The sequence below is a fragment of the Halobacteriovorax sp. RT-2-3 genome (genome assembly GCF_047085075.1).
Lineage (GTDB): Bacteria > Bdellovibrionota > Bacteriovoracia > Bacteriovoracales > Bacteriovoracaceae > Halobacteriovorax_A.
Genome location: NZ_JBKIYF010000002.1, coordinates 696,425 through 713,943, shown reverse-complemented (window position 1 = coordinate 713,943; position 17,519 = coordinate 696,425). Strand labels below are relative to the sequence as shown.

Below are 17,519 nucleotides of genomic sequence, written 5' to 3'. Positions count from 1 at the left end.
AAGGGCAGGGGCGTTATTATTTGACACTGTGTGTTTTTGGGTCAAATTTACAATAAAAGGCCACGTTTGTGGCCTTGTGTTCATTTTAAAAGTTTTGAAGCTTCTTTAAGCCTTTGTAGACGGCGTGAAGCCAATCCTGTCTTTAAGAATTGAACAAGATCTGCTTTCTCATCCTCTGTTAATTGTAGTGGACGTCTAATATCGTCATCGCTTATTAACTGATATCGCAATTTATTGTTAACAAAATTTTCATCTTTTACGATTTTTTCTTCGTAATGACCTTGAGTTACCTCTGTGACAATATAGTTTTTAATAGCAGGACGCGTGTGATTATAGTGATCAACAACCTCTTCTAGAGTCTCATAAACACCGTTGTGCATATAGGGTGCAGATAGATGAATATTTCTTAGCGGTGGTGTTCTGAAATTATATTGGTCTGCCTTATTGCCAGTGACTTCGAAGCGACCTTTATCGTTCAAGGTAGCATCTGAACTGATTGGCCCAATTTGTGGAAGCCCAATTGATTTATAATCCCAGTCCGTTAAGTGTTGGCCACTGTGGCAGTTGATACAAGCGCCTTTATCTAAGAAAACTTTTAGACCTCTTTTTTCGGATTCATTTAGTGCTCCTTGATTTCCATTTAAGTATTCATCGTAGGGAGTATCAACAAGGTTAAAGTTTCTAGTGATAAAAGCTGCTAGTGCATTAGCAACATGTGAAATATCAATTTTATTTGCTTCAAAATCTTTTGGGTAAGCGCGTTTGAAAAGATTTTGGTACATCGCGCTTTTAGATCCATTTAGAAGGCGCTTAACTAGAGCATCCCACTTTGCTAAGTCTCCTTCTTTAGAGGCGATTTCATTATCCTTTCCTAACATCTCTTCAACAGAGAGGAGAGGGAAGATAACTTGAGCTGCTAGGGCATTGCGAATTTTCTTATTTAGTTCAGGCTTGTTATTAAGCTCCACACTTGGAGTTTTAAATTCACCCTTGTTCCAGTCAACGTGAACTCGTCCATCCCAAAACATATCTGTAATTTCGTCGTAGCCAAGATTGATTAAGGCCGGAGCATGGCGCTTAATAATATGGCCTTTGCCGTCTTGAACGCGACTTTTTCCAAGTCCGGCACCACCAGTTCCAATTGAGAATGGAATATTGTCTCCTGTACCAAGCATTGGATGATGACAGTGCATGCATGTGATGTCTTTATTTCCACTTAGGCGAACCTCTGCAAATAGGCGCGATCCTAGAATTACTTCATTCTGATTTTGTAGTTGGGATTCAGGTAGGGAAGTTAAGTTGTGTTTTTTGATGAGCTTAGAAAGTGCTTCATCTAATGGGGATAGGGCAAATGTATTAAATACGAATGCAATTGTTAAAAGTAGTCTCATGGTCTCTCTCTCAGTTTGTGTAGTTTAGTTATACTAAAAGAAAGTTTGATGGGTCAAACTGATTTTTATTAGGTTCCAGCAGACTTTGAAAACGCAAAAAGCCCACTCATAGAGTGGGCTTTCTTATATGAGAAATAATGAATTATCTTATTCTTCTACTTCTTCTCTGTCTGCTTTTGTAGCGAATACTTTCTTACCTTTCCAGTAACCAGATGGAGAAATACATCCCTTCTTAGTTAACTCACCAGTTGTTGAATCAGCTACAACTACATTATTCGCGTAAAGCTTGTGTGTTTGACCAGCTCTTCTTAGGCCTTTTCTTGAAACACTTGTCTTCTTCTTAGGTACTGCCATTTTCTACTCCGTTATATTCAACTTCAATTTTTAAAAATCTTTACGAATGAGCTTACTTAAATACCTTACTCACTCCATTATTACAAGCCTAAAAGTTAGGCCTTATTAATTCTTATGTTCGCAACTGCCTGTATTTAGGTCGACTCCACAAGTTTGACATAGACCCTTGCAGTCTGCGTCATGAACTGGGTAGTGATTTATGGCCAAAAAGCAGTTTTCTGCTACGGCTTCTCTTAAATCTGCCTTACCTCTTTCGTGGAAAAACATATCTGCAGTTTCATCAGAGATGTAAATCTCATCAACTTCTTCATACTCAGGATCGTCTTCATATCTCTTATTAATAAAAGCACAAGTGAACTCTGTTTCAAACTCTTGAGGAGTATCAATAAGACAACGTACACAAGTTGCTGTATAGGCTCCTGAAGCTTTTCCTTTAACGATTAGGTGCTCGCCAAAAGTATAGTCGCGAGCATTTTTAAGTTGAAGTTCAACATTTAAGTGCTCGAAGCCCTCAGGCTTAACTTCAGGTTCGAAGTCCTTTGTAATACCGTCTAGGATTGATTTTACCCACGCATTATTTTTATCAGTAAGATGATAAGTTTCAAACTCGTCACCTACGCGTGAGATGAGAATCGTTGAATCTTTTAAGAATGTATTATCTTTATTTACGATTTGCATTTTTTCCTCTGTGATTTGAGTTCTCTGTTTATATTGCGAGGGGCCAAAAGGCAAGAAAATTAGGACATTATGAACTTAATCGTGTAGTTTTTTACTTATGAGAATCTTTCTAACGGGCTTTTCTGGAGCCGGCAAAACAACATTTGGTGAGAAGCTATCTAAGGATGATAAATTTCAAGTATTTGACTTAGATGAAGAAATTTTTAATCGTATGGGAACTGGCTATGACTCGCTTGCGGAGTATATTCAGGACATTGGCATTGAAGAATTTCGTAAAGACGAAATCGATATGATTAAGCTACTTCATCAAAATATGAAAGATGATTATCTTGTTTCACTTGGGGCCGGAGCATTAGATGAGCAAGTTGTGGTTGATTTCATTTCAGAAATTGGCGGAAAGCTTGTTTATATTCAAAGTACATTTGAAGAATGCTGGGAAAGGCTTAAAAAGGATAATAATCGTCCATTGGCCAAAAATGGTATCGATTTTATGAAAGATCTCTATGAAAAGCGAACTCCAAGCTATGAAAAAAGTGATCTATTTCTTACGCAGGCACAAATTCAAGAAATAAATACAGTAGAAGAGCTCTTAAAATTGCTATAACCCTTCTATTTTGATACGATTTTAGACGATGTTATGTCCTTAGAAGGAGTTTTTGCGCCATGACAATGATTAGTCCAAAAGTAGCCATTCTTTCTTCGATGATTGAAGATTGTAAGGGATTTTCTAAAATCTTTAAAAATATCAATATTCTTATTGATTCATTTGATGACGCAGATTCATTTCTAATCTCTCATATTCAAAGACAATATGACTTAGTATTAGTACGCGCTCAAGATGTGGACTATGAAGGCCAATCTCTTTTTGATCGTCCTGAGCTAAAGAAAGTTCAAAGAGCATTCATTGTTGCTTCAAACTCTGACTTGAAGTCAGTTGCTAAAATTGAAAGTCTTGGATCGATCTTCACTGAATTAGATCTTCTAGTGCAAGTGCGTGGAGTTCTTGATCAATATAATCGCAAAACATCTTTAATTAGACAGGTTAATCAGCTTGAAACTTTCCATGATAAATATCGTCACAAACAAGAAGCTTTAGTTGCAAGTCTTGAGAGTGAAAGAACGAAGACTCTTTATGGAAAAGATTTCTTTGAAGTTTGCGACATAATTAATTTCAATAAAGATGAGAGTGACTTTAAATCTCTAATTGCAAATGTATTTGAGCCACAAGAATTTGTAACAAGTGTTACAGTTTTTGATCTTAATAGTAATACGAATAAGTTATGTGCCGTTAAATATGATGGGATGAAGAATATCAATGTTCCTGATATCTGGTTAGGTCATATTAAGCTTAGAGGGGTTAATGAGAACGGAATGAATATGGTAAAGAATATAGTTTCTAGCCTTGTTCATAATCCTGTTGTAACTCTTGCAATGTCTGCAAATGGTGTGGATATTACAACTGTTGTAGCTCTTGAAGTTGATCGTGATTACTTATTTAATTTTAACTGGCAGGTTGTAGAGTCTCTACTAAGTGGAGTATATGCTCAAATAGTGAATGCAAGTACTCACTCAGCTGCGGTGGCAAGTGCTCAAGGACCTTTTGAGTTACTTGGTCAAATCTCTCAAACTACTCACGGAAGAAATCTTATTGCTGTAGACACTTCTGAAATATCAGATCTACTGGAATTAAGATCGGACTTTGATTTTGATTGGGAAACTTTTTGGCGCGATATGAAGATCAATCTATCGCAGATAACTAATTTATCAAATATTTATAATATCTCTTTTGAATCAATTGTTTTAGATGTTGAAAATGATTTCTTCGAAGAAAGTTTTGCAGCGGCAAAAGATCTTTGCAAAAATATTCGCTTAGCAAAGTATTTTTCAGGGAAGGATAAGAGTTTAATTCTTTCAATGTCATTAAATGTATTTGAAGTACCATATTCTCAGTATTCAATGGTAACAACAGCAAGAAAGTTGAAAGCTAAGAGATCGTTTCAAGAAAGCACAATATGAGAATAAAAAGTTGCATGGAGATTAACGTCTCAACTCTTGCAAATAATTACCAACTACTGAAAGAAATTTGTCCAAATAATGAAGCCCTTTTTATGGTTAAGGCAAACGCCTACGGCCATGGAATGGTTCCAATTGTTAAGTTTGCGTACTTTGAACTAGGGATTAAAGAATTTGGCTGTGCCAGTATTGGTGAAGCCTTAAGACTGCGTGAAGAAATTCCTAATGGAGAGTTTGAAGTATATGTTTTCTCAGATGTGAATCTAGATCTTCAAGAAGCAGCAGATATCTATTTAAATAATCGAATCATTCCAGTTCTATCAAACGAATCAAACTTGAAGTACTTTTTAGAGCAAGAAGACTTTAGATATTTTCCTCTGTGTTTAAAATTTAATACGGGAATGAATCGACTTGGATTGAGGCTTGATCGAATTGATGAAGTCGTTAAACTAATTAAAGCTTCAGGTAGAAAGAGTATCTATCATTTGATGTCGCACTTTTCGAGCTCTAGTTTATCGATGGATAAAAATAAGAGAAATCTTGCACAAAAAGAAAATTGGCGTGAGCTAAAATCGCAATTGCTTGCATCAGGGATAGAAATTGATAAGTCATCACTTGCAAATTCTGGAGCAATTGAACAGAAAGTAGGCTTGGAGGAAACACACGTAAGGCCAGGACTTATGATGTATGGACCAACTTCACTTCTTCCTCAGTATAGTCACCTGAGCTGTTGGCAAGGAAAGTTAATTTCTAGACTTGAGACAACTTTTATCAACAGTTTTAAAGTAGATCGCGGGACTCCAATTGGTTATGGAGCAACTCCATGTCCAACAGATGGTGTTGTTGGGATATTTGCACTTGGCTATGGGGATGGCTTTTCGACTCGTTATCAAAATGTTCACTTAAGACACGGTAAAGAAATTGGCCAAATTGTCGGGCGAGTGAATATGGATATGGGACAAATTTTGTTTAATAACCAAGATCTTGAAATTAAAAATGGAGAGAGATTTGTGGTTTGGGATCAAAGTGGTGAGAACTTCTCTAACATATGCCTCGAGTCTAAGACAATTCCTTATGAAGTGTTCATTCACTTAACAGAAAGAATTCCCAAAATTTATCGACAGTAAGTAGCAGTTTCATTTTTTTTCCCGTAAAATTTCAGTAATGAATTATTTACTTAGAAGTTTTGTCATCTTTAATGAAAACTTAGGTCGCATCATTATTAAAAATGTTGCGGGCCTTGGAACGATAATGAATTTTATCGTTAACTTTTTCTATTGGGCCAGTCGAAAGCCTTATCGTTTCAAATTATTTTTTGAGCAGATGGACTTTATTGGCAATAAAAGTTTATTCATTATTTTCTTGGCCGGATCATTTACGGGAATGGTTATGGCCTACCAAACTTATTTTGGTTTCAAGTTAATTAATGTTGATTCACTAGTTGGGCCAGTTGTTGCAATTACACTAGCTAAAGAATTAGCTCCGGTATTAACTGGTTTGATTGTTGCAGGACGTGCTGGAGCAGCTATGGCAGCGCAGATTGGAACAATGAAGGTTACAGAACAAATTGATGCTCTTGAGGTTATGGGTATTAGTAGTGTTCAATTTCTTGCTGTACCAAGAATTGTTGCCGGAACATTATCTCTACCATTACTTTCAATTTTCTTTCTCTTAGTAGGAAATATTGGATCTTATATTGTTGGTACTGTTGCCCTAAAAATTGATGATGCGATTTATCTCTCAAAGCTTGGACAGTTCATGTATGTCTCAGATATTTTTCAAGGAATAATCAAAGCTATTGTATTTGGATTTGTTATTTCTGTTATTGGAACATATTTTGGTTTCTCTGTTACAAAAGGTGCCCAAGGGGTAGGTAAGGGAACAAACTTAGCTGTTGTTTGGGGAATGATCTCGGTACTCGTTCTTGACTATTTCTTAACGAGCTTTTTAGTGCAGGTGATGTAGAATGTTACACTTTGAAGATTCGTCAGTAAAAATATTTAATTTAACTAAGACTTTTGGAAAACATACTGTCTTAAATGATCTTAGTTTTGATATTCAAAGAGGAAGTATTACAACAATCCTGGGGTTCTCAGGAGCGGGGAAGTCGACTCTTTTAAAACATATTCTAGGGCTTCATCATCCAACTTCTGGAAAAATTGAAGTGTTAGGCAAAGATCTTTCTCTTTTAGAAGAAGATGAACTTAGAAAGTTTCGTCAAAACTACGGAATGCTTTTTCAATATGCTGCCTTATTTGACTCTAAAACAACTTTTGAAAACGTTTCTTTTCCATTAGAAGAGTTCACTAAAATGACTCCAAAAGAAATAGAAGAGAAGGTATTTGGTCTACTAAAGTCAGTAGGTCTCCAAGAAATTTCATTTGATAAATTACCAAGTGAACTTTCTGGGGGGATGAGAAAGAGGGTTGGTCTTGCAAGAGCGCTGGCCTTAAGTCCACAGGTTATGCTCTATGATGAGCCAACTACTGGTCTTGATCCAATTACGACTAAAATGGTCAACGACTTAATTGTCGATACGAGCCATAAACATAAAGATATAGGATTAACGTCAATTATTATTTCTCACGATGTTAAAGCGACGCTGGAAATTTCCGACTACGTTGCCTTCCTTAATCGTGGTAATATTGTTGAGTACTTACCAGCGAAAGAGTTTAGAAATTCAAAGCACCCTTTGGTGCAAGAGTTTATAAATCTGTAAGTACTAAGCCTAGGGAAGAGGGTTAAAATGAATGAATTTAAAGTTGGGCTAATGGCCCTAACTGCCATGATAGCAGTTGTTGTTATGTCACTTATTGTGACTTCAAACCAATCTGGTTTTGGAGCATATAATGAGTACTATACAACAGTAAGTGATGCGTCTGGTATTTTTCCAAAAACACCAATTAAGGTTGCAGGTATCAATGCCGGCCGAATTAAAGAAATTCGTCTAATTGGAAATAAAGCAGAAATTACTTTCGAAGTTCTAGCAAGAGTAGGAATCACAAAAGGTTCAAAACTGAAGATTCGCTCTGTTGGTTTCCTTGGCGATAAGTATCTTGAAATTTATATCGGAAACTCTGAGGTTATTCTTCCTGATGGTTCAGAAATTATTGCAGAAGAGAAAGCGGGGATAGAGACGCTTTTAAAAGATGCAACAGATGTTATGCAAGATGTGAAAACACTTGTCGGAAGTATCAAAGAATCATTTGTTCCAGAAGGTGGCGAGCCTGCAATGAAAAAGATCATTCGCGACGTTCAGCTTACTCTAGAAAATACTCGTGAAATGACTGCAAAATTGAATGATATTGTTGGTCGCAATAACGAGAAGATTCAAAATATTGTGAATAACCTTGAAGCATTTTCTGATCAAATTGCCTTTCAAACAGATGCAAATGAGCCTGAGAGTACAGTTGCTGATGTAAAAGAAATTTTAAAGAAAACAGATCGTATGATGGCCGACCTACAAGGCCTTGTAAGAGATATTAAAGATGGTAAGGGGACAGTTGGTAAGCTACTTGTAGAAGAAGAGATTGCTGATGAGGTTAAAACGACTTTAGCTAGTGTTCAAAAAGTTATTGGGCGTGTTGATAGTATTCGTACTCAATTTTCTGTTTATACAGGGGCCAATACGGGAACAGGACAAACTGATACGACAGCTGAACTTAGAATCTTTCCTTCTCCTGGACGTTTCTACTTACTTGGTGTGACAACAACTGAGTTTGGACCAGAAAGAAGAAAGATTACAGAGACGACTGTTGGTGGAACCACAACTGTTGTTGATGAGAAGAAAAGAAAATATAACGATATTCTTCTTAACCTACAGCTTGGCCGTCGCATTGATAACTGGACATTTCGTGGTGGTCTAATTGAATCATATGGTGGATTCGCTGTGGATTATAATTTTGACGATATTGGTCTGGTATCTTCATTAGAAGTTTTTGATTATAGAGAAGATGTAGGGCCAAATATTCGCGTTGGGCTAGATTTACAACTTTGGAACGTACTTTATGGTAAAATCGAAGGTGAAGATTTAATTAATGACCCACATGCAGTATATAGTCTTGGTCTAAAATTTAATGATGAAGACTTAAAAGGATTCATAGGAATTTTTCTATAGGATGTAGTAAATAGATGATGATGGACAATAGAAATTGGCTAATTCGCACAAAATCAAATAAGATTCTTGGCCCACTTTCGAAACAAAAAGTTATCGAATTTGTTCAAGATGGAACACTTACAGAGGAAGATGAAATCTGTAGTGGTAATGGATATTGGTTTTGGATTAAAGAAGACGATTTATTAAATCGTTATTTATTTGGCGAAGAAGAGCAAAGTTTCAATCCTGTATCAGAGGCAAAAACAAAGGTTGCCTCTAGCGTATCTAAGCTTGTAAAGACTACTGGTATAGTCGAAAAAATTAAAGACTCTGAAGAACTTCCTGCTACACCAAGTTCTACTGAAGCTGAAACGACGGCTTCTGGATCAATCTCAATAAATACAACAGAAGATGGTGAAGAAATCGTTTTACCAGAAGATGGTGATCTCGATTTTCCTGAACCAATTGATTATAGCAATAATACTCTTCCACAACATGATGCTCCAGTTGTTACAAACGCAAGTCCGCTAAAGGATATGGATGCTGGTGTTAGTATGGCCGAAGTTGCTGAGGCCATGAATGTAGAAGAGGAAGAAATTGTATTACCAAGTGATGATGACCTAGACTTTCCAGATCTGGGAAGTACACAGTCAACGCTTTCTCTCGTCTCTGAAGAGCAAACGGACACATCAAGCAGTGAGAGCCAAATTGATCTTCTTGTTGCTGAAGCAGAAGCTGAGAAAGAGATAATTGTCGCTGAAGCAGATTCTAATTTAGACGAGATTGCTGAAGATGCGAGACTTGCTCTTGAGGAAGAAAAGCTAGCTGGGCTTCCGGCATCGGCGCCAAATTTAGATGAGGAAGAAGAAATAAAGCCTATGAAGGCCGTTGAAATGCCTCGTCCAAAAAGAAAGAAGACGAAGAAAAAAACGACGAAATCAAAAAAGAAAAAGAGAAAGAGTGACTATAGCTTTGTCTATGTGGCCATTGGAGTTCTCATAATTCTTTTATTTTTTATTTCTAAGTTTTATTCAAAGTTAGTGGGAAAGGATCTCTTTTCTGAGCTTCATTTTAAAATGCCTACTACAACAGTATTAGCTCAAGAGTTTCAAGCAGATAAAAAAAAAAGATATTTTTAAACTTTGTTAATATTTCTTATAATTTATCGTTAAGTGGAGTTGAGTACAAGCCTGAGTTTGTAAAATCAGCACCTCCAAATTGTTCAAATATTTCACAATTTGAATTTAATTTAATCTATGCATTTACAACTTCTGGCCAGTCCTCAAACCAGTGGATTGAGTTTCAGGCAAAATGTCAGGAGCTATTTTATTCAGATCTTATTGTTCAAAATAAAAAAGAGAGTCGTTCATTAAAAGCACTCGAGGAAATCGAAGAAGCTTTAAAGATGAAGTTTGATAGCAAAAATATTGGACATCAGAAGTTTTTGAAAAAGTTAGAAAGAGAAAACTTTCATCAATTGATGTTAGAAATTGTCATCGCTTCTTCTTTAAATAAAGCAGAATGGTTAACTGGTGTAATCATTGACCTTTTAAAAAGAAATATCGAATTATATCCAGTTTGGATTAATGAAAATATTCCGCGTGAAGCAAGAGCAAGGTATGAGGGAGCACTCATACGTATTTTTGATATTATTAATAACTCAAGTATTGATGAAGTTTATAAACTAATGCTTTTTAAAAAATTCACTCATATCTCTTCTGGAGATAGTCGATTAAAACTATCACAGCTTCTAAACCAAACATTTGGCTCGACTCTTGAGTTTGATCTCTCTAGTTATAAATTTGGAATCAAGCTCGCTCCATTTTGGGTTCAGGAATTAGAAGACTTTAAGTTGAAGCAAAGACTTGTCGAGCGCTATTTTAATACTCCTGCGATTCAAGGTTTTGATGACTATGGAAATATTTTGTTTGAATATAATATTCCAAATATAGGAAAAAAGAGAGATGATTTAATTGAGAAGGTAGCTTCATCTTATCAGTCATATAATTTTGAAAAAATGATGTCATTGATTGTTGGACTTAGAAATCCTGTCTTTAAGCGAGAATTAGTTAAGAAAGATAAGTTTTTTGAAAGACCTATTTTTAGTATTGAAAGAACTTATCTGGCAGAGAAGTTAAATGAAAAAAATAGTAGCTGGATTGCATTTCATTTACTATATCTAGGGCAAAGAGACGAAAATATTATTAAGAACATAATGGTCGACCTATGAAGAATATATTTATTTATCCAACTGATACAGTTTGGGGTATTGGTGGAAATCCATTTGAAATAGAAACATATGAACTGATCGCAAAGATTAAGGGGACTTCTGTAAACAAACCTCTGAGTATCTTAACAAATGATGTCCAACAGCTTATTTCAATCTCTAGAGGCTCGGAGAGTTTGGATGAGTTATTTGATGACCTCTTTAAGTTTCAGATAACAGTAGGGTTACCAAAAGCTAGCTTGTCACTTAATTTCCCTACAGGTCCATTTGATGAAACAAGCTTTATCTGTTTTCGCGTAATTCAAAATGAGATTATTGATGAATGTATTAGGGACTTCCCAGGTTTCATTACTTCTACAAGTCTAAACTTAACAGGTGAAGATCCTATTAGTGATACTGAAGAAGCTAACTTATTTTGGCAAAAGCATTGCCCTGAAACGAACTTTATCAGTTCCGAGTTTTTAACTCCAAGTGGGAAGTCTTCAACAATTGTCTTTATATCTGGCTTGAGTGCAAAAATAATACGAGAAGGTGAGGATATTAAAAATATTCTCGAAACATTAGATAAGCATGGAATTAATTACTGATTATTCTCAACCTGAATTTTATCGTTTTTCTCGTGATTCAATTGAGCTTGCTGACTCGGTTGTAAAATACCTTTTGGCAAAAACGATTAATCCAGAAACAATTGCTGACTTATGTTGTGGTTGTGGAGTTATATCCCTTGAAATAATTCAAAAGCTATCAAATAAAGTATCATTAAACACGACTTCTCTTGATCTCTACGAGCTTCAAGAAGAATACCTCGAACATATTGAAAATAATATTGATCAACTTCGTAAGTACTTACCAAGTATTAAATTTAAAACTCAAATTTGTAATATACTAGATGACTCGAACTTAGCTACTAATTCTTACGATCTCATTGTTATGAATCCTCCTTACTTTAATCAGGCCAGCGGACGATCTGCTTTGAATGAAAGAACTAGGAAATGTCGCGAATATAAAGATGGCCAATTTGAAGCATTATTAAAAAAAGGCGCAGAGTTATTAGCGCCAAAAGGATATTTCTTCTTTGTTTGCCGTGAAGATAAAGATACAAAAAATGTCATCAGTAATATTTCAAAAAATTATTCAATTGAAAGATTAGATCAGACAAATGCCTTTTCAATATTTTTACTTTTTCGTTCTTAATTGAAAGAATAAGGACTTTAGAGATTCTTTCAAGTCATTATCACTAATATCTCTAAATTCATTTTCTGCTGCTTGCATAATTGCTTTGTATTCAGGGGACTGAGGGTGAAGTCTATTTTCAACTTCTTGTTTTACCTTCTCTTTTTGAACAACAGAAGATTTCTTTTTTGTGAAGTATTGATTATCTACTTGGAAAAAGACCTTTGAAATATGACCTTTTGTTTGTGGCAGTACATTACCAATAGACTTGATAATTTCTGTTTCCATATACTTAAGTTGTTGAGCATAAACTGGGTGAGACGTTAAAATAGTCAGTGACTTATGCTTAAGTTTCAATGGAATTGTAAATTGTGAAAGTCTTGGCCCAACAATTCTATCCCATGAATTTGAAAGATCGAGGAAGTCAAAAAGGTCGACACTTCCAAGGCCTTTTTGCTTGGGAGCATAGTTCTTATAGCGCGCCAACTGGCCGTCAGTATCAATATCTTTAAGAATATCTTTCAGGTTTTTCACAGCATGCATCATATATTAAATAGGCTCTCACAGTCAAAGTAATAGACGATTCCATTAATCCTAGGCATATTAGTAATATGAAGTTTCTTATACTTATAAGCATCGTTTTATTAAGTTCTTGTGCGGGGTATCGTTTTAGTGATTCAAGTAATCCTTTTGAGGCCCAGGGCGTGCACAGTGTAACAGTTTTTGTTGTTAAGAATCACACAGGGATTACTGGCCTATCTCAAATTTATACAGATCAAATAGTTGAGACATTATCTTCATTTAGTAACTTAAGAGTTCGTTCTGGAAAGAATTATCGAAGTGATGCAATACTATTGGCCGAAATTACAAGTAAGAAAATTGCTGGTAAGGAAGTTAGGGAACAAGGTGATACTCTGATGAGTGATGATCAGAAAAATCAACTTGGTGGAAATAGAAATGCATTCTATCTTTCGACTGAAGGTGCATATGATTTTGATATTGAAGTAAGTGTTTTTAAAAAACCAAACTTTGAAGAAATTAAATTCTACGAATCATTTTACAAGTTAGATCATTCTCAATTTCCTCGTAGTATTTTCTCTAAGAAATTTACGATTAATAGTTCTTTTATTATTGAAAATACTGTTGGTGGCATTGATACATCTGCACCTCTAAGAAGTGTAAAGAATAGAGGTACATTCAAGAAGTCTCTAGTAGATGATGCAAAAGAGTTCGGAGAAGACTTTAGAGAGGTACTTCTATATGCCTTCTAAAAAGCAAAGCTTCGAACTAAATGGTATTGATAAGATCGTTTCAGTTCTAGAAGTATTTGATGGTGTTTATCATCTGAGTGTTCCAGATGAGTTTACTTCAAAAATTATTTGCGATAGCTTGGCCAAGAAAGCTAAGAAGCTTTGGCCTCATGAATTTAGTCTCGACTTTATTGAACAAGAACTTCTTGCTGGTGGTGGTTTGTTTGGTCCATCAGGGCCATTCATTGTAATTGATGCTCAAGATATTAAATCAAATGCATTTGATACATTTAATAATAATCGTCATTTAATTAATGAATCAATTATCTTTATAACGAAGGGAAGGCTACCTAAGGGATTTCCTAAAGATGACTTAACGGCACTTTCTTTAAGTGCTCCTAAGCCATGGCATTTTGGCCAATACCTTGATGTTTTTGCAAAATATTTTGGTTTTCAGATCTCTGCTCAGATTAAAAACTTTATTGAAAAGTCTGTGCCTGAAAATGCTAGTGATTATTTCAACTGCTGCCATATTCTTTCTCACCATGTTGACGAGAGTGGGATGATATCTCTCGATAAGGCCAAGACTCTTATTAAGATTAAGAAATTGGATTTTTTTGATCAGGCAGATTTATTCAATCAATCAAATCTTAAAAGGTTTTATTTGAACCTTCTTCTTATTGAAGACGATTTTGGAATATATCTCGATTTTTTCCGCTCATTCCAGGGGCATGTAAATAAGGTTATTGATCCTTCATATTTGGCTGCGAAAAAAACACCTAGTAAATACGATAGGGGAATTCAGCTTGCTTCTCGTAAATGGGATTTCCAAGAATTAGTTAAATTTCAACAGAAAATGATTGATTTTGAAATCATGGCAAAGTCAAAGGACTTTTGGTTGAGAGACAGTCTACGAAGAGAATACTTAAGTCTATAGGATTAACTTCAAATAAGTACAAACACAAAAAGCGGAGAAATATCTCCGCTTCTTATATATTCAAACTTTCGAAAAAGATTAAAGTTTGTTGATTTGACCAGCAAGTCTAGATGTTTTTCTACCAGCAGCGTTACCTTTGATAACTCCGTGCTTAGAAAGACGTGAAAGAAGCTTTTGCGCTTTAACTAGTAGAGATGATGCCTCTTCTTTGTTACCTGCTTCAATAGCATTTCTTACGTTCTTTACAGCTGACTTAACAGCAGTTTTTCTTGCAGTATTTCTTTCGTTTCTAACAATTGATTGTCTAGATCTTTTCTTTGCAGATTTGTGGTTTGCCACAATCGACTCCTACGTTTAACTTGTTCAACATCTAATTAATAAGCCCCTTTTTATAATCTGCCAAGGGCCTTTTTGCAAGTGAAAAGTTAAAATTACACGATAAGTCACTATATTTTGTTGTTTTTGTTGGTTGGGCCATAGGACCAAATAAGGCCCTATTAACCAGTAATTTAATGGACGATCCCTTTTAAATTAGGTACTTTCAATGCCAATACAAAGGAGACACAATGATTAAACAAATTGCCGTTATTGGAGCAGGGCAAATGGGGCGTGGAATTGCTCAAGTTGCTGCTATGAATGACTATAAAGTTTTTATGTACGATATCAGTGCCGAGGGTCTTGAGTTCGGTCACAACTTTATCAAAAAGCAATTAGACAAAGGTGTTTCAAAGGGGAAGTGGGAGCAGTCTTACGTTGAGGCGACTCTTGCAAATCTTACGACAACTTCTGATATGGCCGACCTTAAGGATTGTGATCTATTCATTGAAGCTGCAACTGAAAACAAAGAAATCAAATTTAAAATCTTTAAACAATTAGATGAAATTGCAAAACCTGAAGCGATTCTTGCTTCGAATACTTCTTCAATTTCAATTACTGAAATTGCTGCTGCAACTTCTCGCCCAGCGAAAGTAGCAGGAATGCACTTTATGAATCCAGTTCCTGTAATGAAGCTTGTTGAAACAATCACAGGGCTTGAAACAAGTTCTGAAACAATCAACGCTGTGGAAGAAGCTGCTCAGAAAATGGGGAAGACTGTTGTACGCGCAGACGACGTAGCAGGCTTTGCTGTAAATAGAATTCTTATGCCAATGATTAACGAAGCTTTCTATACACTTTATGAAGGTGTTGCTGAAGCTAAAGGTATTGACGATGCAATGAAGCTTGGATGTAACCAGCCAATGGGTCCATTAGAACTTGCTGACTTCATCGGTCTTGATACTTGTCTTGCAATCATGGAAGTTCTTCACGATGGTCTAGGTGATACAAAGTATCGTCCATGTCCACTTCTGAAAAAATATGTAACTGCTGGGCGCTTCGGACGTAAAGTAGGAAAGGGTGTTTATGAGTACTAATTTTGAAACAATCTCATTTGAAAAAATGGGTGATATCGGAGTTTTAAAAGTAAACCGTGAGAAGAAGTACAATGCTCTTAACTCACAAGTTCTTCATGAACTAAAAGATTTCCTATCTTCACTAAGCGAAAATCATGACCTTAAAGGGATGATTTTTACAGGTGCTGGAGAGAAAGCATTTATTGCTGGTGCCGATATCGCAGAGATGAGTGATATGAGTGTTGATGAAGGACATGACTTCTCAACTCTTGGACAAGATGTAACGCTACTTTTTGAAAGTCTTAATATTCCAGTTATCGCATGTGTAAATGGTTTTGCACTTGGTGGTGGTTGCGAAATGGCAATGGCATGTGACTTTATCTATGCAACAAATACTGCAGTATTTGGTCAGCCAGAAGTTAAGCTAGGTCTAGTTCCAGGCTTTGGTGGAACACAAAGATTGTCTAAGCTTATTGGTCGCAATCGCGCCAAAGAAATCATCTATACTGGACGCAATGTAGATATTAATGAAGCAAAAGAAATTGGCCTTGTTGTTCGTTCATTTGAAACTCAACAAGAAATGCTTGATGAAGCAATGAAGACACTTGAGTCTATTGCAAAGAACTCACCAAATGCTGTAGCTATTTCAAAAATGCTTATGAATGAAGGAAACGACCTTACTGTTGAAGAAGGTCTAGATATTGAAGCTCGCCACTTTGGTGATATCTTCTCTTCTTACGATATGAAAGAAGGGACAGCTGCTTTTGTTGAAAAAAGAAAACCTGTATTTAAAGGGGAATAATAAATGATGTTAAGTGACTACCAAGAACTTAGAGACCTAGTTTCTAAATTTGCAGACAGTGAAGTTGCGCCACTTGCGGCTTCTATTGATAAGAATGAAAAAATTCCAACTGAGCTTGTTGCTAAGCTTGGTGAAAACGGATTCCTAGGTTCATATGTTCCAGAAGAGTACGGTGGAGCAGGTATGGATTACGTTTCATACTCAATTATCGTGGAAGAGATTTCACGTGCTTGTGCTTCAACAGGGGTACTAATCTCAGCTCACACATCTTTATGTGTTTATCCAATCTTAAACTTTGGTAATGAAGAACAAAAGAAAAAGTATCTTCCAAAGCTTGCTACAGGTGAGCATATTGGTTGTTTCTGTCTATCTGAACCAAATGCAGGAACTGATGCTGGTTCATTAACAACTTATGCAGAAGATAAAGGTGACTACTACGAGATTAGTGGAACTAAGAACTTCATTACAAATGGTAAAGAAGCGAATATCGCTGTTGTTTTTGCAAAAACTTCTAAGACTGATAACTATAAAGGAATCTCTGCATTCATCGTTGAATGTGACTCAGAAGGTTTCGAAGTTATGAAATGTGAAGATAAGCTTGGGATCAAAGGATCTTCAACAGCTCAAATCGCATTTGATAAAGTTAGAGTTCCAAAAGAAAATTTACTAGGCGAGTATGAAAAAGGTTTCAAAATTGCGATGAATACACTTGATGGTGGACGTATCGGTATTGCTGCTCAGGCCCTTGGGATTGGTGAAGCTGCATTCCGTTATGCTAAGCACTACTCAAATGAAAGAGTTCAGTTTGGTAAGCCACTTCACGCTCTTCAAGCGATTCAATTTAAACTTGCTGATATGAGTACAAAACTTGCTGCGTCTCGTCTTCTAATTTGGGAGGCTTCTCGTAGAAAAGATAATGGTGAAGAGTATTCACTACAATCTGCTCAGGCAAAGCTATTTGCAGCTGAATCGGCAATGTGGATTACAACTCAAGCGATTCAAGTTTGTGGTGGTAATGGTTATACAAAAGAGTATCCGGTTGAGAGATTCTTCCGTGACGCTAAAATTACAGAAATTTATGAAGGGACTTCAGAGATTCAAAGAGTGGTTATCGCTGCTAATGAGCTTAAGAGCTTAAAGTAGATAGTTGTTCAATTGAAAGAGAAGTGATACGGTTTTAACTTGTTATGTTAAAGAAAATCTTGGA

The 17,519-nt window shown here is 35.9% G+C and carries 20 protein-coding genes; 15 read left to right on the top strand and 5 right to left on the bottom strand.

The genetic code is table 11. The annotated features are described in order from the left end of the window. Positions 1 to 80: 80 nt before the first annotated feature. The 3 genes from ACMAYX_RS09280 to ACMAYX_RS09270 all read right to left on the bottom strand — a co-directional run bounded on the left by ACMAYX_RS09280 (position 81) and on the right by ACMAYX_RS09270 (position 2,423). On the bottom strand, positions 81 to 1,391 hold the full coding sequence (locus ACMAYX_RS09280; protein WP_392993364.1) for a cytochrome-c peroxidase: 1,311 nt from the start codon (positions 1,389 to 1,391) through the stop codon (positions 81 to 83). A gap of 147 nt (positions 1,392 to 1,538) precedes the next feature. Continuing rightward, positions 1,539 to 1,745, bottom strand: a complete 207-nt coding sequence (gene rpmF / locus ACMAYX_RS09275; protein ID WP_103217831.1) for a 50S ribosomal protein L32 — start codon at positions 1,743 to 1,745, stop codon at positions 1,539 to 1,541. 105 nt (positions 1,746 to 1,850) lie between these two features. Then, positions 1,851 to 2,423 carry a YceD family protein gene (locus ACMAYX_RS09270; protein WP_392993361.1) on the bottom strand — a complete coding sequence of 191 codons (573 nt, stop codon included), beginning with the start codon at positions 2,421 to 2,423 and terminating at the stop codon, positions 1,851 to 1,853. Positions 2,424 to 2,520: 97 nt separating this feature from the next. Between ACMAYX_RS09270 and ACMAYX_RS09265 the strand changes: the two genes are divergently transcribed. From ACMAYX_RS09265 to ACMAYX_RS09220, 10 genes are all read left to right on the top strand, one after another. After that, positions 2,521 to 3,027, top strand: a complete 507-nt coding sequence (locus ACMAYX_RS09265; protein ID WP_103217833.1) for a shikimate kinase — start codon at positions 2,521 to 2,523, stop codon at positions 3,025 to 3,027. Between the two features lie 59 nt (positions 3,028 to 3,086). Beyond that, positions 3,087 to 4,439 (top strand): hypothetical protein, encoded by a 1,353-nt coding sequence (locus ACMAYX_RS09260; RefSeq protein WP_412471704.1) that lies wholly within the window; start codon positions 3,087 to 3,089, stop codon positions 4,437 to 4,439. Next, positions 4,436 to 5,563, top strand: coding sequence for an alanine racemase (gene alr, locus ACMAYX_RS09255; RefSeq protein WP_103217835.1), 1,128 nt, complete (start codon positions 4,436 to 4,438; stop codon positions 5,561 to 5,563). Before ACMAYX_RS09260 ends, alr begins: the two co-directional genes overlap by 4 nt. A gap of 37 nt (positions 5,564 to 5,600) precedes the next feature. Beyond that, positions 5,601 to 6,401: an MlaE family ABC transporter permease gene (locus tag ACMAYX_RS09250; RefSeq protein WP_103217836.1), complete on the top strand. Its 801-nt coding sequence runs from the start codon at positions 5,601 to 5,603 to the stop codon at positions 6,399 to 6,401. 1 nt (position 6,402) lies between these two features. Then, entirely contained in the window at positions 6,403 to 7,155 is a 753-nt protein-coding gene (locus ACMAYX_RS09245) for an ABC transporter ATP-binding protein (RefSeq protein ID WP_103217837.1), read from the top strand. Between the two features lie 27 nt (positions 7,156 to 7,182). Then, positions 7,183 to 8,553: an MlaD family protein gene (locus ACMAYX_RS09240; protein ID WP_103217838.1), complete on the top strand. Its 1,371-nt coding sequence runs from the start codon at positions 7,183 to 7,185 to the stop codon at positions 8,551 to 8,553. Positions 8,554 to 8,567: 14 nt separating this feature from the next. Beyond that, the gene (locus tag ACMAYX_RS09235) at positions 8,568 to 9,671 is read left to right on the top strand and encodes a hypothetical protein (RefSeq protein ID WP_412471705.1); all 1,104 of its coding nucleotides are present in this window, start codon (positions 8,568 to 8,570) and stop codon (positions 9,669 to 9,671) included. 266 nt (positions 9,672 to 9,937) lie between these two features. Beyond that, positions 9,938 to 10,762, top strand: a complete 825-nt coding sequence (locus tag ACMAYX_RS09230; protein ID WP_412471706.1) for a hypothetical protein — start codon at positions 9,938 to 9,940, stop codon at positions 10,760 to 10,762. After that, positions 10,759 to 11,346, top strand: a complete 588-nt coding sequence (locus ACMAYX_RS09225) for an L-threonylcarbamoyladenylate synthase (RefSeq protein ID WP_103217841.1) — start codon at positions 10,759 to 10,761, stop codon at positions 11,344 to 11,346. Before ACMAYX_RS09230 ends, ACMAYX_RS09225 begins: the two co-directional genes overlap by 4 nt. Next, positions 11,330 to 11,953, top strand: coding sequence for a methyltransferase (locus tag ACMAYX_RS09220; RefSeq protein ID WP_392993350.1), 624 nt, complete (start codon positions 11,330 to 11,332; stop codon positions 11,951 to 11,953). Before ACMAYX_RS09225 ends, ACMAYX_RS09220 begins: the two co-directional genes overlap by 17 nt. On the opposite strand, the gene ACMAYX_RS09215 is transcribed toward ACMAYX_RS09220, so the two are convergent. Continuing rightward, entirely contained in the window at positions 11,936 to 12,466 is a 531-nt protein-coding gene (locus ACMAYX_RS09215) for a DUF721 domain-containing protein (protein ID WP_158246857.1), read from the bottom strand. The genes ACMAYX_RS09220 and ACMAYX_RS09215 overlap by 18 nt on opposite strands. Before the next feature lie 77 nt (positions 12,467 to 12,543). Here ACMAYX_RS09215 and ACMAYX_RS09210 point away from each other — a divergent pair, with 77 nt between their 5' ends. Together ACMAYX_RS09210 and ACMAYX_RS09205 are read left to right on the top strand one after the other, a co-directional pair. Next, on the top strand, positions 12,544 to 13,203 hold the full coding sequence (locus ACMAYX_RS09210) for a hypothetical protein (protein WP_103217844.1): 660 nt from the start codon (positions 12,544 to 12,546) through the stop codon (positions 13,201 to 13,203). Beyond that, positions 13,151 to 14,119, top strand: coding sequence for a hypothetical protein (locus ACMAYX_RS09205; protein WP_412471707.1), 969 nt, complete (start codon positions 13,151 to 13,153; stop codon positions 14,117 to 14,119). The genes ACMAYX_RS09210 and ACMAYX_RS09205 overlap by 53 nt, the downstream gene beginning before the upstream one ends. Positions 14,120 to 14,197: 78 nt before the next feature. Here ACMAYX_RS09205 and rpsT read toward each other — a convergent pair whose 3' ends face one another. Then, the gene (gene rpsT, locus ACMAYX_RS09200; RefSeq protein ID WP_103217846.1) at positions 14,198 to 14,458 is read right to left on the bottom strand and encodes a 30S ribosomal protein S20; all 261 of its coding nucleotides are present in this window, start codon (positions 14,456 to 14,458) and stop codon (positions 14,198 to 14,200) included. Between the two features lie 227 nt (positions 14,459 to 14,685). Between rpsT and ACMAYX_RS09195 the strand changes: the two genes are divergently transcribed. Genes ACMAYX_RS09195 through ACMAYX_RS09185 form a run of 3 tightly spaced genes read left to right on the top strand, consistent with a single transcriptional unit; the run spans position 14,686 to position 17,455 of the window. Further along, on the top strand, positions 14,686 to 15,531 hold the full coding sequence (locus ACMAYX_RS09195) for a 3-hydroxybutyryl-CoA dehydrogenase (protein ID WP_103217847.1): 846 nt from the start codon (positions 14,686 to 14,688) through the stop codon (positions 15,529 to 15,531). Then, positions 15,521 to 16,312: an enoyl-CoA hydratase/isomerase family protein gene (locus ACMAYX_RS09190; protein ID WP_233189710.1), complete on the top strand. Its 792-nt coding sequence runs from the start codon at positions 15,521 to 15,523 to the stop codon at positions 16,310 to 16,312. Before ACMAYX_RS09195 ends, ACMAYX_RS09190 begins: the two co-directional genes overlap by 11 nt. 3 nt (positions 16,313 to 16,315) lie before the next feature. Continuing rightward, positions 16,316 to 17,455 carry an acyl-CoA dehydrogenase gene (locus ACMAYX_RS09185; RefSeq protein WP_103217849.1) on the top strand — a complete coding sequence of 380 codons (1,140 nt, stop codon included), beginning with the start codon at positions 16,316 to 16,318 and terminating at the stop codon, positions 17,453 to 17,455. Positions 17,456 to 17,519: the final 64 nt, after the last annotated feature.

What these genes read in the sequence shown, in the direction of transcription:
- ACMAYX_RS09280 (WP_392993364.1), bottom strand. Translation starts at nt 1,391, where the DNA reads ATGAGACTACTTTTAACAATTGCATTCGTATTTAATACATTTGCCCTA.
- rpmF (WP_103217831.1), bottom strand. Translation starts at nt 1,745, where the DNA reads ATGGCAGTACCTAAGAAGAAGACAAGTGTTTCAAGAAAAGGCCTAAGA.
- ACMAYX_RS09270 (WP_392993361.1), bottom strand. Translation starts at nt 2,423, where the DNA reads ATGCAAATCGTAAATAAAGATAATACATTCTTAAAAGATTCAACGATT.
- ACMAYX_RS09265 (WP_103217833.1), top strand. Translation starts at nt 2,521, where the DNA reads ATGAGAATCTTTCTAACGGGCTTTTCTGGAGCCGGCAAAACAACATTT.
- ACMAYX_RS09260 (WP_412471704.1), top strand. Translation starts at nt 3,087, where the DNA reads ATGACAATGATTAGTCCAAAAGTAGCCATTCTTTCTTCGATGATTGAA.
- alr (WP_103217835.1), top strand. Translation starts at nt 4,436, where the DNA reads ATGAGAATAAAAAGTTGCATGGAGATTAACGTCTCAACTCTTGCAAAT.
- ACMAYX_RS09250 (WP_103217836.1), top strand. Translation starts at nt 5,601, where the DNA reads ATGAATTATTTACTTAGAAGTTTTGTCATCTTTAATGAAAACTTAGGT.
- ACMAYX_RS09245 (WP_103217837.1), top strand. Translation starts at nt 6,403, where the DNA reads ATGTTACACTTTGAAGATTCGTCAGTAAAAATATTTAATTTAACTAAG.
- ACMAYX_RS09240 (WP_103217838.1), top strand. Translation starts at nt 7,183, where the DNA reads ATGAATGAATTTAAAGTTGGGCTAATGGCCCTAACTGCCATGATAGCA.
- ACMAYX_RS09235 (WP_412471705.1), top strand. Translation starts at nt 8,568, where the DNA reads ATGATGATGGACAATAGAAATTGGCTAATTCGCACAAAATCAAATAAG.
- ACMAYX_RS09230 (WP_412471706.1), top strand. Translation starts at nt 9,938, where the DNA reads ATGAAGTTTGATAGCAAAAATATTGGACATCAGAAGTTTTTGAAAAAG.
- ACMAYX_RS09225 (WP_103217841.1), top strand. Translation starts at nt 10,759, where the DNA reads ATGAAGAATATATTTATTTATCCAACTGATACAGTTTGGGGTATTGGT.
- ACMAYX_RS09220 (WP_392993350.1), top strand. Translation starts at nt 11,330, where the DNA reads ATGGAATTAATTACTGATTATTCTCAACCTGAATTTTATCGTTTTTCT.
- ACMAYX_RS09210 (WP_103217844.1), top strand. Translation starts at nt 12,544, where the DNA reads ATGAAGTTTCTTATACTTATAAGCATCGTTTTATTAAGTTCTTGTGCG.
- ACMAYX_RS09205 (WP_412471707.1), top strand. Translation starts at nt 13,151, where the DNA reads ATGCAAAAGAGTTCGGAGAAGACTTTAGAGAGGTACTTCTATATGCCT.
- ACMAYX_RS09195 (WP_103217847.1), top strand. Translation starts at nt 14,686, where the DNA reads ATGATTAAACAAATTGCCGTTATTGGAGCAGGGCAAATGGGGCGTGGA.
- ACMAYX_RS09190 (WP_233189710.1), top strand. Translation starts at nt 15,521, where the DNA reads ATGAGTACTAATTTTGAAACAATCTCATTTGAAAAAATGGGTGATATC.
- ACMAYX_RS09185 (WP_103217849.1), top strand. Translation starts at nt 16,316, where the DNA reads ATGATGTTAAGTGACTACCAAGAACTTAGAGACCTAGTTTCTAAATTT.